Source organism: Winogradskyella psychrotolerans (assembly GCF_018860565.1).
Lineage (GTDB): Bacteria > Bacteroidota > Bacteroidia > Flavobacteriales > Flavobacteriaceae > Winogradskyella > Winogradskyella damuponensis.
Window position 1 is genome coordinate 198428 of sequence record NZ_JAHKPS010000013.1, and the last position, 15558, is coordinate 213985.

16 protein-coding genes are annotated in these 15558 nt (G+C 32.2%); 6 read left to right on the top strand and 10 right to left on the bottom strand.

The window, feature by feature from the left end:
• Nucleotides 1–100 precede the first annotated feature (100 nt).
• From KO504_RS05490 to KO504_RS05500, 3 genes are all read left to right on the top strand, one after another.
• On the top strand, nucleotides 101–643 hold the full coding sequence (locus KO504_RS05490; RefSeq protein ID WP_215925322.1) for an RNA polymerase sigma factor: 543 nt from the start codon (nucleotides 101–103) through the stop codon (nucleotides 641–643).
• Between the two features lie 90 nt (nucleotides 644–733).
• Nucleotides 734–1237, top strand: a complete 504-nt coding sequence (locus KO504_RS05495; protein ID WP_215925323.1) for a hypothetical protein — start codon at nucleotides 734–736, stop codon at nucleotides 1235–1237.
• Nucleotides 1238–1245: 8 nt separating this feature from the next.
• Nucleotides 1246–1689: a Spy/CpxP family protein refolding chaperone gene (locus tag KO504_RS05500; RefSeq protein ID WP_215925324.1), complete on the top strand. Its 444-nt coding sequence runs from the start codon at nucleotides 1246–1248 to the stop codon at nucleotides 1687–1689.
• Nucleotides 1690–1729: 40 nt separating this feature from the next.
• Here the strand turns inward: KO504_RS05500 and KO504_RS05505 are convergent, their stop codons facing one another.
• The 10 genes from KO504_RS05505 to KO504_RS05550 form a co-directional block, all read right to left on the bottom strand.
• Nucleotides 1730–2815: a WD40/YVTN/BNR-like repeat-containing protein gene (locus KO504_RS05505; protein ID WP_215925325.1), complete on the bottom strand. Its 1086-nt coding sequence runs from the start codon at nucleotides 2813–2815 to the stop codon at nucleotides 1730–1732.
• A 93-nt stretch (nucleotides 2816–2908) separates the two neighbouring features.
• Nucleotides 2909–3562, bottom strand: a complete 654-nt coding sequence (locus tag KO504_RS05510; RefSeq protein WP_215925326.1) for an SCO family protein — start codon at nucleotides 3560–3562, stop codon at nucleotides 2909–2911.
• On the bottom strand, nucleotides 3549–4076 hold the full coding sequence (locus tag KO504_RS05515; RefSeq protein WP_215925327.1) for a toxin-antitoxin system YwqK family antitoxin: 528 nt from the start codon (nucleotides 4074–4076) through the stop codon (nucleotides 3549–3551). The genes KO504_RS05510 and KO504_RS05515 overlap by 14 nt, the downstream gene beginning before the upstream one ends.
• Before the next feature lie 73 nt (nucleotides 4077–4149).
• Complete coding sequence (locus KO504_RS05520) at nucleotides 4150–4983, bottom strand: YHYH protein (RefSeq protein ID WP_215925328.1); 834 nt, start codon at nucleotides 4981–4983, stop codon at nucleotides 4150–4152.
• A gap of 111 nt (nucleotides 4984–5094) precedes the next feature.
• A complete protein-coding gene (locus KO504_RS05525; RefSeq protein ID WP_215925329.1) occupies nucleotides 5095–6201 on the bottom strand; it encodes a YHYH protein in 1107 nt (368 codons plus the stop codon).
• A 172-nt stretch (nucleotides 6202–6373) separates the two neighbouring features.
• Nucleotides 6374–6661 (bottom strand): EF-hand domain-containing protein, encoded by a 288-nt coding sequence (locus tag KO504_RS05530; RefSeq protein ID WP_215925330.1) that lies wholly within the window; start codon nucleotides 6659–6661, stop codon nucleotides 6374–6376.
• Between the two features lie 226 nt (nucleotides 6662–6887).
• Complete coding sequence (locus KO504_RS05535) at nucleotides 6888–9203, bottom strand: CotH kinase family protein (RefSeq protein WP_215925331.1); 2316 nt, start codon at nucleotides 9201–9203, stop codon at nucleotides 6888–6890.
• A gap of 265 nt (nucleotides 9204–9468) precedes the next feature.
• The gene (locus KO504_RS05540; protein ID WP_215925332.1) at nucleotides 9469–9972 is read right to left on the bottom strand and encodes a hypothetical protein; all 504 of its coding nucleotides are present in this window, start codon (nucleotides 9970–9972) and stop codon (nucleotides 9469–9471) included.
• 2 nt (nucleotides 9973–9974) lie between these two features.
• Nucleotides 9975–10289 (bottom strand): hypothetical protein, encoded by a 315-nt coding sequence (locus tag KO504_RS05545; RefSeq protein ID WP_215925333.1) that lies wholly within the window; start codon nucleotides 10287–10289, stop codon nucleotides 9975–9977.
• Between the two features lie 38 nt (nucleotides 10290–10327).
• On the bottom strand, nucleotides 10328–10906 hold the full coding sequence (locus KO504_RS05550) for an RNA polymerase sigma factor (protein WP_215925334.1): 579 nt from the start codon (nucleotides 10904–10906) through the stop codon (nucleotides 10328–10330).
• Between the two features lie 190 nt (nucleotides 10907–11096).
• On the opposite strand from KO504_RS05550, the gene KO504_RS05555 reads away from it, so the two are divergent.
• The 3 genes from KO504_RS05555 to KO504_RS05565 all read left to right on the top strand — a co-directional run bounded on the left by KO504_RS05555 (nucleotide 11097) and on the right by KO504_RS05565 (nucleotide 15448).
• Entirely contained in the window at nucleotides 11097–12320 is a 1224-nt protein-coding gene (locus tag KO504_RS05555) for an RsmB/NOP family class I SAM-dependent RNA methyltransferase (RefSeq protein ID WP_215925335.1), read from the top strand.
• Between the two features lie 15 nt (nucleotides 12321–12335).
• Nucleotides 12336–14159 (top strand): endonuclease, encoded by a 1824-nt coding sequence (locus KO504_RS05560; RefSeq protein ID WP_215925336.1) that lies wholly within the window; start codon nucleotides 12336–12338, stop codon nucleotides 14157–14159.
• Nucleotides 14160–14359: 200 nt separating this feature from the next.
• Complete coding sequence (locus KO504_RS05565; protein WP_215925337.1) at nucleotides 14360–15448, top strand: endonuclease; 1089 nt, start codon at nucleotides 14360–14362, stop codon at nucleotides 15446–15448.
• Nucleotides 15449–15558 lie beyond the last annotated feature (110 nt).

Genomic DNA, 15558 nt, shown 5'->3' on the forward strand with positions numbered 1-15558 from the left:
CAAGCTGATAATCAACAAAAGCAAATTCCTTAAATTTTCACTATTAATTTACAATTAAACTTTTAGTAATTTAACGCGTCTAATATATAAAGTAAATCATTTGATTAACGAATTAGAATTCATAAAACGTTTACAAAACCCAGAGTCTAAAGAGGCTGCTTTTAGGGAGTTATTGCAGCTTTATAAAGAACGTTTATATTGGCATATTAGAAAAATTGTGATTAATCATAATGATGCTGATGATGCACTTCAGAATACTTTTATAAAAATCTATCGTAGTATTGATAAATTTAAGGGAGACAGCATGTTATTTTCTTGGATGTACAGAATTGCAACTAATGAATCTATTACGCTCATTAATAAAAATGCTAAGCGACTACAGATTACAAATGAAGAGCATCAACAAAAGGCCATTAATAATTTGACAGCAGATGTTTATTTTGAAGGAGATGACATTCAACTAAAATTACAAAAAGCTATAGCTACACTGCCTGAAAAGCAACAGCTGGTATTTAACATGAGGTATTTTGACGATTTAAAATATAAAGATATGGCAGAAATATTAGATACTAGTGAAGGAGCATTAAAAGCATCGTATCATATAGCAGCTAAAAAGATTGAAGCATTTTTAACTTCAGATTAAACCATTTTAGAAATTTGAAGTCTTAATACATAGAATACAGAATATAACGTCAGTTTCAAGAAAACAGATACTGAAGTAAGTTCAGCAAACATGAAAAAAGAACGCATCCATAACATTAAAGATTCGGGATTTAAAACGCCAGATCACTATTTTGAATCTTTAGACAATCAAATTTTTGAACGTCTAAATGAAAAAGAAATAATTAGCGGTTCTAAAACTCCTGGCTTTACTGTTCCTAATAATTATTTTAATTCGGTTGAAACTAAAATTTTAGAAGAGCTTAAAACAACAACTAAAAAACCAGTAATTACATTAAAATCTAGAAATACATTTTATTACATTGCTGGTATTGCTGCTAGTTTTGTATTACTTTTTAGCTTAGTATTTAATAAGGATCGTATTTCTTTTGAAAACATAGATACTGCACTCATTGAAAATTATTTATATTATGAAGAATATACCAATGATGATTTTGCCTCTTTGTTTAAAACTAGCGATATTTCAGAAACCGATTTTATAGATATAAACATTTCAGAAGAAACACTAAATCAATATTTCGAAAACATAGAACCAGAAGACCTAATTTTTGAATAAAAAAGTTTATGAAAACAATACAGACAATCATTCTTACATTATTTGTTTCTGCCAGCTTATTTGCGCAAAAACTAGATAGAGAAAAAATTAAAGCCCTAAAAATTGCTCATATTACCGAGCAATTAGACTTAACTAAAACTGAGGCACAGAAATTTTGGCCAATATATAATGCTAATGAAGATGCAGAAGACAAACTTAGAGAGCAATCTATGGAAAGGCGAAAAGAAAAAAGGCCTGAAGACCTTTCTGAAACTGAAGCCAAATCCCTATTATTAGATATGGAAAAAATGGAAAAACAAAAGGTAGCCATACACTCTAAAATGTTAAATGAATTGCTAGAAATTCTTCCTGCCAAAAAAATAATAAAATTGTATCAGGCAGAGCGATCCTTTAAACATAAAATGTTTGAAGAATATAAAAAACGCCATACCAATGAAAAAGGTAATCGCTAATAAAAAAGACAAAAAGGAAACTTAAACAGTTTCCTTTTTTTTATTCTCTAAAATTAAGTTTGCTTATTCTTCCCTTTCCTGCTGCATAAGCCACAGAATCATTTAAAAACCGAATGGTATAAAAGCCTTCATCACTTAAATGTGTCCAAGATTCTCCAGCATCATTACTATAATCAATACCTTTAAAACCAATAGCGACGAGTTCCTTTCCATCTGAGTTTGGAATGTATTGCACACAACTCCTATAACCAGGACCTCTTCCATTAGCCACAACTTGCCAAGTTTTTCCTCCATCACTAGTTCTTATCTTATTGTTTAAAGTATCGTTTGGCTTGGTGTAATCTCCACCTATAGCGAATCCATTTTGTTCATCGTAAAAGTCTAAAGAATATATTCCTGTAGTTGCTCTACCTTGAATAATAGGAGTTTCAAATACCTCCCAAGTTCTGCCTTTGTTTGGTGAGTATAATATTCTGCTTGCTTTGCCACCTGTAGCAACCCAAGTGTGATCTCCTACAATAGAAATATTGGTATCACTTGCAGCAAAAGCAGCTTCTCCTTCTTTAGTCTTTGGTAAATCCTCGCAAGATAGCTTTGTCCATGTATTTCCGCCATCTCTTGTGATGATGATGCTCATACAATCGTCTGTTGGATCACCAATGGCAATACCTTCTTCATCGTTCCAGAAGTTCATGGCATCGTAGAAGGCTTTTTCATCTTCTTCCTCATATATCAATTTAGGATTTTTCGCTTTTCTAGATAGTTTATACAATCGTCCAGGATTAGCTATCGAGACAGCAAAAAGGTTTCCATTCACTTCTTCAATTGCTCTAAAATGAAGTGGCTTTTCATTATAATTAAGTATATACTTAAAGTGATTTTTTCCGGTATTTACATTCAGCTCATTAAGGTTAATCTTAAACTCGGAACTTAATGCATGTTTTCCTAAATGATCGGAACTTCCATATAACAAGTATTCATTATTAAAATCAATAGCTCTAACACTTAATGTAGAATCTTCTACTATTGGTTCTAAAATGACCTTAGAAAAAACTTCCGGTCTTATATATTCATCTTTACAAGAATTACAAAAAACGAAGCAAAGTAATAGCAATATAAATCTCATATTCAATAATTTTCCCTAAAAATAGAAAAGCTCTACGATATAATCGTAAAGCCTTTCTACAAATCAATCTTAATCAATCAAATCAAGGTCTTTTTATTTTTCGTTTTTTAAGGTTTTTACATCTGTTATTAATTGTTGAACAGCTGTTTTATTTAAACCATTATAAATTCCACGTATGTGTTTGTCTTTATCTATTAGCACAAAATTTTCAGTATGCAAAAAGTCATCCTCTGTTTTTTCTTCACCTAAATTTTCTTCAACAAAATAAAATTTACGACCTAAGTCATAAATAGTTTTCCGTTCGCCTGTAACTAAATGCCATTTGGCACTTACAACATCTTTAGCCTCTGCATAATCTTTTAAAACTTGGATAGAATCTGTTTCTGGTGTTACAGAATGTGACAATAGTAAAACCTCATCATCATTAATAAATTCGTCTTGTAAAATCGACATATTTGCTGTCATCTTTGGACAAATACCAGGACAAGTTGTAAAGAAAAAATCTGTGATATAAATTTTGTCTTCAAAAGTTTTCTCAGTGACTTTTTTCCCGTCTTGGTTTACTAAACTAAAGCTTGGTATTTTATGAAAGTTTTTTAATTCTTCGTCTCCTTTATACAACCAATGTGGTGTAAAACTGGCTTCACTATAATAAGGAAGTGTAGCGACTCTACTTGTTTTTACTTTAGTTTCCTCCTTACAACTCAGCAGTATACATACTAAAAATAAAATACTATATTTTTTCATCTTGAACAATTTCTTCTTCTAGTTGGAAACACAAATTGGCACGTTTTAATCCGAAAATACGTCCATTTTTGGCCTCGTAATTATTATAGATTTTTCCGTTACGTCTCCATGCTTTTTGCATGCCTTCTTCCTTACCATTAACAATGATCATTTGTTTAAACTTTTCACCCGTAACATACCACTGTTTTTGAATACCGTTTGCTACTCCATCTATATAATGTGACTCTGATCTAAGGTTACCATTAAACCACCATGATTTTGAGACACCATCTAACTTTCCGTTTACATAATAGGCTTCAAAACTCAATAAACCATCTTCAAACCATTTTTTATAAACTCCTTCTCTTATTCCGTTAGTGTAATTAATTATTTCAGCTTTATTACCATTAAGATAATTTAAAACTGAAGTTCCTGTAAAAGGCTTGCCTCTATAATAAACAAGCCCAACATTTTGATTCAATATTAATTGCGACTTAGCAACACTTAGTTCCTTTATCTCATTAACTTGAACCATAGCTAGTACTTCATTTTTATGGCCTTCATTTTGACAATTAAAAAAGAATACTAAACTGAAAATTATACAGCTTTTATTGAATATTACTTGGAGTTCCTTGATAGTCACCTGGGAATAAAATATAGTATTGGTTTAAGTATAATTCGTTTTGAATATGATAATGATACTCGGCAGTTGTTGTATGCTGTGTTGTGCTTGTATGTCCGCCTGAAGCATCTAAATCTGTAGGATATGTTCCTGTTGAGTTACATTTTCTTCCATATAAGAAAAACCCATCTGCTATAATTCCTATTAAATCATCATCGTTATTTGACCATGCTTTTGGTTCTAAATGATAATGGTAGCTTTGTGGCCCAGTATGTGCTGCAGTATAATCTAAAGATCCTACGGCATTATCTAGAGGAATATTTGGTCCTTCTTCATCATTATAGATTACAGCTCCTGAAACTGAAATACCAATAGCGCCTAATCCTGTTGCAGTAGAGCTACTGGCCAAAGTAGGACTTGCTGAAACTGTTAATGTATACGCCCCATTAAAATCATCAATATTTCCGGGTGCCATCTGATCATAAGAGGTTATTGTAGGTTCTACCCAAAGCGGATGGTTAGAACTTGATACTGTAGTCATAGTATTACCTTCAGGACCTGTTATTGTTCTAGATGTTGTATTAGACCAATACGGAGAGGTATGATCTGGCAAGCCATTAGTTTGAATAACTACGTTATTTCCACTTAATGCTATTGTTGTATTATCTGTATTAAAATCGGCAAAGGCAGCATGAAGTTCTGTTACCTCTCCATCATCTCCAGCATCGTCTGTTGATGTTGAACTATCATCTGAAGAACAAGCAATTGTAACAGCAAAAAGCATTAATATTAAGGCTAATAATTTGAATATATTTTTCATAATTTTAATTTTATTAGTGGTTTTGTATGATATTTTTTTAGGCCGTTTATTATTCAGATATGCTTATCTAAAAAAACTTGCGCTTTATTTTAAAAATCAATTCCTAACCCCTTAAGGACGTTGTCTTTTTTCTTGGTTTACATTTTTTAATTCTTCAAGAGAGATAAAACCATCGTTATTAGTATCTACCGTAGAGAATTCATTAACTAATGGTCCTTTTATTTCGTTTTTAGATAGTTTTCCGTCTTTGTTACTATCCATCTCAGCTATAATAGCTTTTGCGCTTGGTCTTTGACCTTGATTTCTACCATCTCTATTTGGTGGTCCCTGGCGTTCTGATTGAGAAACTTCTCCCATTAAACAACGACTTACATAAGGAAACTCATTGGTTACTAGATACATGTATTGTCCGTTTATAGTAATTCCGTTGCACTCGTCTAAATCTCCAGAGTCTTCTACATATTCAAAATCTGAAGTAAAGGTACCGTCGTGATGACCTCCAACAGAAATATCCATAGATTGATGTGGGTTTTCATATGAACATTCTTCTCCTTCTCTATTTCCATCAAGGGCTTTATAACTTGGTTTATATTTACCGCTTTTAGAGTAATACATTGGAAAGCCATCGTGTGCAAATCCAATATGAACTAAATCTTCTCCTGTATCAAAATTTTGGATAACAGACGTTGGCGTGCCATGGTAATGGTAAGCTCCTGTTGGTTGTACATGTGCATGGTTAAAATCCAACCCTAAATCGATAACATCTTGAAGAGCTTCAACACGATAATTCTCACCTGTTTCACACTCTACAACTTCTGCTGTTCCTGGTTCAAACTTTACTCCATTTAATGCTACTCCTGGCTCTCTAACCCATTCTGCTTTTCCTGTATATTGTGGGGTTATAGGAAAGGTATAGGTTCTGTTTTGTGCAGAAATCGTATTAGGATTTCCTTTTGTTGGAAATGCTCCTGTTTTATGATTTGGTAATGCATTGGTTACCATAATACGTTGATTTGCTGTAAGCGTTACTTTTGTTTTGGTACCATAATTTTCGTCCTCTAAACTGTAAGCTCCAAAATAATCGTTGGCTACGCTTTCAGTTGCATGTGAGTGCTTACCTAAACCATCATGACTATGTTCACTAGTTCCTTTACAACTATTACAAATTAACAACACAGATAAAGCCATAATACCTATGCTTTTATTTAAATATTTCATTTTCTATGATTTAAATTTTATTTTTAGATGCGTTATTCTAATAAAACTTGTGCTAATCGGGTCTATTTTTGAAAAAAGCTCCGAAATTTCTCTCGAAGCCTTTAACTACTATCTACCAATCAAAATCAAAAATCTTAGGACTAACTCAAATTCTTGTTTCTATTTTTTAGCTTTACTTGTTTCTCTCTTTTCTTTTAGGCTTTGGTGCTTTTTTAAATTCTTCTTCTGTAATAAATCCATCTTCATCTGTATCTACTTTAGAAAAATTTTCTTTTAATGGGCCTTTTAATTCTTCTTTTGAAAGTTTACCATCTTCGTTTTTATCCATCTCTTTTAATAATTCACTAAATGTTGGTGGTGCTTTTCTTTCTTGCCTTCCTTGTGATTGTCCATAAGACATATTGGAAATAATCATAATTCCAAAGACCAGTACTGCTGTTTTAAATGTGTTGCTTTTCATTTTTTTAAATTTTAAGTTATATAAGTTTAGATGTGCTTAACCTTTTTAACTTGTGTGTATTCTTGTTAAAAAAAACACAAAACTTATAACCGTCATTATTAAAGCATAAACTCATCTATTAATTGTAACCTTTATTAAAGACAAAAGCTCAAGAACATTATATTTCTTGAGCTTTTCTGTTTTTAAAACAATTTAAATAGATGTGAATTACAAATCCTATAAGCTGTTATTTTTTTGCAATTTTTAAAATTGATGTTTTATTAACCACCACCATATATAGTCCCTTGGAAAAGGATGTAAAATCTAAAGTGATTGAATTTCTGTTTGTGTATTTATTTTTATGCAATTGCTGACCTTGTAGGTTATATACCTCAACCGACTCAATTGAAAAATTTGAATTCTCTATAGTTATATAATCTTTTGTTGGATTTGGAAAATATCTTAAGTGATTATTAAATGTAACCTCGTCAACCGAAAGCGACTCATTATTCATTCCAAATGTTGGTGCTTGAATCACAAAATCACCTGTTCCGTTTGGATTTCTAGCATAAGCCATATCTGTAGTTTGTTCTCCAAAGGTTATATTTTGTAAAACAGTGCCATCTGCATACGACAATATAGCCGTTTCACCACCTGAAGAGAATTTAAAATCGGCATGAAACTCTCCTTGTTCGGTATCCTTATCGCACCAAACAATTAAATAACTGTCTGCTGCTAAAGTTGTTCCTGTTGGAAATTGATAAACTAAAGGATCCTCTGCATCATCAGATAAATATAGGTTATCCAAACTTAATGTCGTGTTTGTGGTATTGTATAGCTCTATCCAATCTTCATATTCGCCCGCATCATCAGTTTCACCTGTATCGTTTGAAGCTACGATTTCGTTGATTACCAAATCACCTACATTTAAGGTCGGGTAAGTAGCATCTACGGTATAAAATTCATATTCTGCTCTTGCTGGAGAAAAGGCACCTATATTACTATTTTCTGCATAGATGTAATATTGCATGTAAGCTTCATCTATTGTAATATCTGTACCATAAACACCATCTCCTGAAGCACCATCGTTATGTGCGCCATCGTCAAACATTTCAACTTTTGTAAATGGGAGTGTTTCATCTGTTCTATATCCTAAAAACACATCATTTGTATCTGTTACATTTGCTGTAATTGTAATTACATCTCCAATTGTAGGTGTAGTTACCGAAGATCCTAAGTTAACTATAGTGGGTTGTGTATTTGTAAAATCTGATTGTGCCAATAAGTATGCACTTCTAGCATTCATTAAATTTGTAAGTCCAGAAGCCGTATTCATATCTACACTATAATCTGTATTTATATTACCAGTAAACTGAGCATCGGTATAGAACTTATTTGTATCTGCCATTACTGCTGCAGAGATTATAGCTTGATAATCATTAGCTAAAGTTAAGTAGTTTGAATTACTTATGTTTTCTGTTAAAATAGTTTTAAAATGTGCTAAATACATTCTCTTATATTTAGGTACTGCCAACAGTTTAGAAACTAATGGGAAATTAGCATCTGTATCGTGCAATAAATGATCTAACTGTGCTTTTTGTGTAGTTGAGTTTAAATTTCCACCTGGACCACCTGGACCAGGACCTCCTCCATTTTCGCCTGTCATACCAAAAGTTCCAAAAGACATGTTTAGATCCCAAACCACAGGCTTAAACTGTCCGTTATTGTCTTTATATAAATAATAATTTTGCTTAAACTGACCGATATAACTGTCTAAATTCACCATAACATTGTCAAATGCTAGCATCCAAATAGCCATATCAACGTCTAACACAGATTCTATATTAGTGATGTCGTTATTTAAAATTTGAGTTAATTCTATTAAATCATTCCAATGAGCATCAGCAACTGTTGGATCATTGTCGTCATCTGATTTGATTTCATAAGCATCATCATAACTTGAGCTATTAGTTCCTAAATATTGTAAGTTTGGTAAGTTATTACTTTGAGGCCCTGCACCATCTGGTGGACTACAACTAAAAAAAGCATTGTCATTAGAATTAAAATGTTTATTCACAAATTTCTTTGAAACAGATTCTGTATTGGTGTATAAACCAATTAAATCTCCATTAACATATACATTTGCATAGTTGGCTTGAGGTGCATCCATATATTGATTTACAATATTATAAGCTACCGTTTCCCTTACAAAGGAAGGGTCAAACATTACATTTGCCAATTTTATATCTGTATAACCTTGGTGGTCTTGATCTACATAAGTATCTAGCTCAATATGAAATGGGTTCTTTGTTTGGTTTGCACTATAAGAGCTATTTCCCTTATATTTTACACCAACCTGATTATAAACGGTTCCATTAATTGTTACAGAAGTGGCTTCTGTATAATTATTATCACCTGCTTTTTCGGCATCTAAAAGTGTATCCCAATTGCTTTGAGCAAATTGAATCTCTATAGTTTGAATAGTGTTTATATCATACAAATCCTGCGAAAACGCATTTATTGATACTAACAAGCATACTAATTGAGTAATTGTTTTTTTCATTTGTTTAGTTTAAAATTATTAACGCAATAATTGTTTAGATGCCGTATTAAAAAAAAACTTGTGTTTTATACTCTCTTTTTTTGAAAAAAGAAAAGCACTACTCATCTTCTAACTCGTTATGTTGTTTAAAATCTAATATTTGGATTTCACCTCTTAAATGATTGCCTGTTATTGACCTACATACTGCTTTAAACTAGCGACCGTTTTTCTGAAATAAAACAAAAAAAGACCCTCAATACTTAAAGGTCTTTTCGTGGTTTTTTAATTACGAATTGCGTGGCGGTGGTCTATGTCCTTTACCTTCTCCATGACGTGGTGGTCTCTGCCCTTGTTCGCCCTTACGTAAAGCATCCATTATTATTATTTTAAATTTTTCTTTTTGTTTATCATTAGACAACTCTTGTATCATTTTAAAATGATAAAAAACTTCTTTGTCTTTTATTTTTTCTTTTTCGCTAATTAAAGATGAAATAGAATCAACTGTTGCTTCATTAATAGAGTCATCTGACAATTTACTAAAGAGTTCATCTTTTAAATTTTTAATTTCGTCTGATAAGCGCATCATCGTTTTATGATGGTCTTTACTATTGGCCTTGAACTCTGCTAACTGCGCTTTATTAAACCCCAATTCTTTTACAATAAAATCTCTATTTCCTTTAGGTTCATTTAACGTGTTACCATCACTTTTACTCATGTAATTAAATAGAAAAAATCCATTAACTACAATTAGAAAAGCAACTAAAATATATAATATGTTATTCTTCTTCATGATTATTTTAATAAAGTAGATTCAATAGTTGTAGATAAGCCATAAGACTCTGCAAAACTGCTCACATTTTTATCGTAAGTAGTTTCTTTTAAATTATTAAATGCCATCATATTTAAAACAACTACACAAACCAAAGTCGCTAACTGTAATTTTGGTGTAAACCATAAGTAGGTTGTTTCTTGAATATCTTCGGATGCCATACGAATTTTATGCATCACATTTTCCTTAAAAAAAGGAGACACTTTAACTTCTTGTATCGCTTCAATAGAATCGAAAGTGTCATTTACTTTTTTAGTCATATCAACATTAATTTTCATATTTTATATTTAGATGTAAAAGTTTAAAAAAACTTGCGCTACTGTTCATTTTTATAATAATTTTCTAATAATCCTTTTAAATTCTTTTTGGCTCTAAACATAACAGATTCAACCGATGATAAACTTCGCTTTGTAATCTCTGCAACTTCTTGGTAACTTTTACCGTCTATTTTATGCAGTGTAAAAACCACGGATTGGCTTTCTGGCAAACGACTAATTGCCTTAAACAATGTAGCAGTTAGCTCTTTGTTTTCTAATAAAATTCCAGGATGATTCATTTCAGTAAAATAATCTGTTTTATCCATTGGAATGGCATTTCCTGTTATAGACTGTAAAAAAGCGAAACGTTTTTTGGTGTTTTTCTTTCTAATAAATTCTAAACACTTGTTTGTTGTAATTCTATAAATCCAAGTCGATAATTTTGAATCTCCCTTAAACTTATTAATAGCATTATAGACCTCCACAAAAACGTCTTGAGCAATATCTTCTGCATCCTCCTTATTAGGCACAAAAGAGATACAAGTCGCGAAGACTTTTTGTTGAAAATCGTCCACAAGCCTACTGTAAGCTATTGTGCTTTTCTGTTTTAATTGCTCTATAAATTCAGTTTCTGTCAAAAAAATCTTATTGCTTAATTATCTTTAGATACCATTTCTAACAAAAACTTGCGCTCTTTCTAATTATTTTTTTAAAAATAACACTTTTAAACAAAGCCTCATACTTTTAAACTTTTAACGTACCTTTGCTTGTTCTTTTTTGCAGACAAACCAAACTGCATATTGAGAGAAGAAAATTGAATCTTTTTTTATGAGACTACACAGAAATTTATGCTTTGCCGTAATTGACGGATTACACCTTATTTTTAATGAAGGTGAATATGCAGATAAAGTGATACAACAATTACTAAAACGCGATAAACGTTGGGGAAGCAGAGATAGAGGTTTTGTTGCAGAAACCGTTTATACCATTGTACGTTACCAAAGACTTTATGCCGAAATAGCAAATGTAAAAGCACCATACCACAGAGATGATTTGTGGAGAATGTTTGCTGTTTGGGCAACATTAAAAGGCATTAAATTACCAGATTGGAAATACTTTACAGATACTCCAACTCGAAAAATAAAAGGCCGTTTTGATGAGCTTTCTAAAATTAGAAAATATAAAGAATCTATTCCTGATTGGATAGATGAATTAGGAGTAAAGGAATTAGGTGAAGCTGAGTGGACCAAGGAAATTGCGAAACAAAATGAACAAGCAGATGTTATTCTTAGAGTAAATACTTTAAAAACAACTAAAAAAGATTTACAACTTAAATTACAATCAGAAGATATTGAAACCGAGTTTTTACCTCAGCATCCTTCGGCTTTAAAATTAGTTGAACGTGCTAATGTATTTAAAACTGAAGCTTTTAAAAATGGCTGGTTTGAAGTTCAGGATGCTTCTTCACAATTAGTAGCCGATTATTTAGACGTAAAGCCTGGTATGAAGGTGGTAGACGTTTGTGCTGGTGCTGGCGGAAAAACTTTGCATTTAGCGTCTTTAATGGAAAATAAAGGTCAACTTATTGCTATGGATATTTACGAAAGTAAATTGAAAAAACTAAAAATTAGAGCACGTAGAAATGGAGTTCATAATATTGAAATGAAAGTTATCGATTCTACAAAGCCTATTAAAAAATTACATGGTAAAGCAGATCGCTTATTAATAGATGCTCCTTGTTCTGGTTTAGGTGTGTTAAGACGAAATCCAGATGCCAAATGGAAATTAGAACCTGAGTTTATAGAAAACATCAAACAAACACAACAAGACGTTTTAGAACAATACTCTAAAATGGTAAAACCTGGTGGAAAGATGGTCTATGCAACCTGTTCTGTTTTACCTTCAGAAAATCAAAAACAAGTTGAGACATTTTTAACAACAGATGCAGGCAAAGAATTTACGTTTATTAAAGACAAAAAAGTTTTAGCATACAAATCTGGTTTTGATGGGTTTTATATGGCACTTTTAGAAAAAAAACAACCCCAATTTTAAAAAGTAATATTAAGCATGAAACATATTTACATTATAATTACAGCATTATTTACTTTAAGCTATAGTTTTGCTCAAATACCATCTAATTACTACGATAGCGCTAATGGCTTATCGGGTTTCGAATTAAAAACACAGCTAAAAAGTATTATATCTAACGGTCACACAGCTAGAACATACGACCAGCTTTATGACGGTTCTGGTGTTTCTGGCTCTAATGGCTATGTAGACACACACTCTGATGTCCCTGTATCTTCTGGAAACATTTATGAAAATGACGGAACGGTTCTGGATTTCTATTCTGAAAATCCAACAGGTGCAGATCCATACAATTTTACACATAATGTTGATGAAGGTGGTAATCAAAATTCAGAAGGAGATTGTTATAACAGAGAGCACTTAGTACCACAATCCTCTTTTAATAGTAATTACCCTATGCAAAGTGATATCCATCACGTTATTCCAACAGATTGTAGAGTTAATAACTATAGAGGCTCTTATCCTTTTGGAAATGTAGGATCTGCAAACCTTACATCTCAAAATGGTTCTAAAAGAGGAACAAGTGCAATGCCTGGCTATTCAGGTATAGTTTTTGAACCTATCGATGAGTTTAAAGGAGATATCGCTAGAGCCTTACTTTATTTTGCTACACGTTACGAAAGTACTGTTGATGATTATACAAGTTTTGACATGTTTAACGGAACCGAAGACCAAGTGTTTTTTCCTTGGGCAATTGAGGTTTTACTCGATTGGCACAACAATGTAGACCCTGTAGACCAAAGAGAACGTGATAGAAACAATGCGGCTTATGATTTTCAAGGCAATGCAAACCCTTTTGTAGATCATCCAGAATATGCCGACATGATATGGAACCCAACTCCAGATACTGAAGCTCCAACAAACCCTACTAATTTAATAGCCTCTAATCCTACAGACAATAGTATTACTTTATCTTGGACAGCTTCTAGCGATAATATTGGAGTTATATCGTATGATATCTATATTGACGGAACGTTTGCCTTTAGTTCTGGTAATACCACAGCAGTAGCAACGGGTTTAATTGCTGCAACTAATTATTGTTTTACAGTTAAAGCTAAAGATGCTGCTAATAACGAATCTGGATTTAGTAATCAAGATTGTGAAACTACAACAGACAATGGTACTATTGACGGATCAGATTGTTTAACTGAAACTTTCGAAAACATAGTAGTTGTACCAAATACTTATGCGAATATTACTTGGACTGGAGATGAAGGAGGTACATGGAATGCAACTGATGCAAGAACTGATCAAACCTTAAACTCTAAAGCTATTACCATTAGAAATGGTTCGCTAACACCACCTACAACGTTTGGCGGAATTGGCTCACTAATAGTAACTACACAACGCGCCTTTAGCGGTTCGGAAGGAACATTTAACGTTAATGTTAACGGAATATTGGTAGGTACAATTGCATACAGTGGTACTGAACAAACCATTACAATTCCTAATATTAATATAGAAAATAGTGTTTCTATTGTAATCGATGGTAATAGTGAATCTAGTAATAGAGTTATATTTGAAGACTTAACTTACACCTGTTACACAGAATTAAGTACAGATGAATTTAATACAACAAAGGTTAAGATACATCCTAACCCAATTAAAAATAGTTTAACTGTAGATTTAAAATCTAATACAGATACAGACATCGAAATCTATGATATTCTTGGAAAACGCGTTTTTAAAAAGAATATATCTAAAACAAGCCATTTAAATCTTCAAGATTTAAAAACTGGGATTTATATTGTAAAAATCACACAAGGGAACTCTACAGTAACAAAAAAACTTGTTAAACAATAAAACACAAACTTTTAATACAAAAAGCAGCTTCTTTAGCTGCTTTTTTTGTTTAAAACAATTATCAAAACTTAAAGAAAGGCGTTCTATGGAGGTGTTAAAAAAACATATAATCTATAAAAATTTTTACCTTTGCAGAAGACTAAACACATAAATCTTCTTTCTACAGATTTCACTTGTCTCTATTAAAAAACCTATAATTAATGAAACATATATACACACTATTATTAGTATTTGTAACTTCAATTGCATTTGCACAATTAGTTCCTCCAACCGAATTAGAATCTTATTACAATAGCGTTGATTTTTCGGCTACAGGTATAGCCTTAAAAAATGATTTAATCGACGTTACCACAGATAATCACATCTATTATTTAAGTTATAGCGATATTTGGGATGCGTCTAGAATTACGGATGTAGATCCTAACAATTCTAACAATGTCATTTTACTTTACGGTTATAATGATACTGATGGTGACATAACAACTGACAGAACAAGAGGAAAGTATAATAACGGAGGTGGTGTTGGAGATTGGAATAGAGAACATGTATACCCTAAATCTTTAGGAAACCCAAATTTAGGGACTTCTGGACCTGGCTCTGATGCTCAAATGTTAAGACCCACTGACGTTCAAAGAAACGGTCAACGCGGAAGCTTACGATTTACAGACAAAAACAATGGTGAATTCCTTAATGGTGAATCTGGTAACACCAACGGAGGTTGGTATCCTGGTGATGAATGGAAAGGTGACTGCGCTAGAATTATTATGTATATGTATATACGTTACGGTGATCGCTGTTTACCAACAGGGGTTGGCTTTGGAAGTAGCTCAGCGACACCTGATGATATGATTGATTTATTTTTAAGATGGAATGCCGAAGATCCTGTAGTTGAAGGCGGTATAGAAGATGCAAGAAATACCTATCACGGAAATCCAAATAACGAATTTTCACAAGGAAACAGAAACCCTTTTATAGACAACCCTTATTTAGCTACTGTAATTTGGGGAGGGCCTGAAGCTCAAAACAGATGGGAAAGTCTTTCTATTACAGATGCAAAACAAGATCGCATTAAAATGTTCCCTAATCCTGTAAATGGTAATGAGGTTACTATTTTATCAAACCAAGACATTATTGCCGAAGTTTATGATATTTTAGGTAAAAAAGTCACGGTTCAAAACATCTCGTCAAACCAATCTAAATTAAATATATCTGACTTAACTAAAGGTGTTTATATTGTAAAGTTAAATTCTGAAGTCGGTACGCAGACAAAAAGATTAATCAAACAATAAGTATAACTATCATATAAAAAAAAGCGACTCAGTGAGTCGCTTTTTTTTATGTTTAAAACATCGTGAACAACTCCCAATTTTCAATACACAATTATGAGTTAAATCACGTT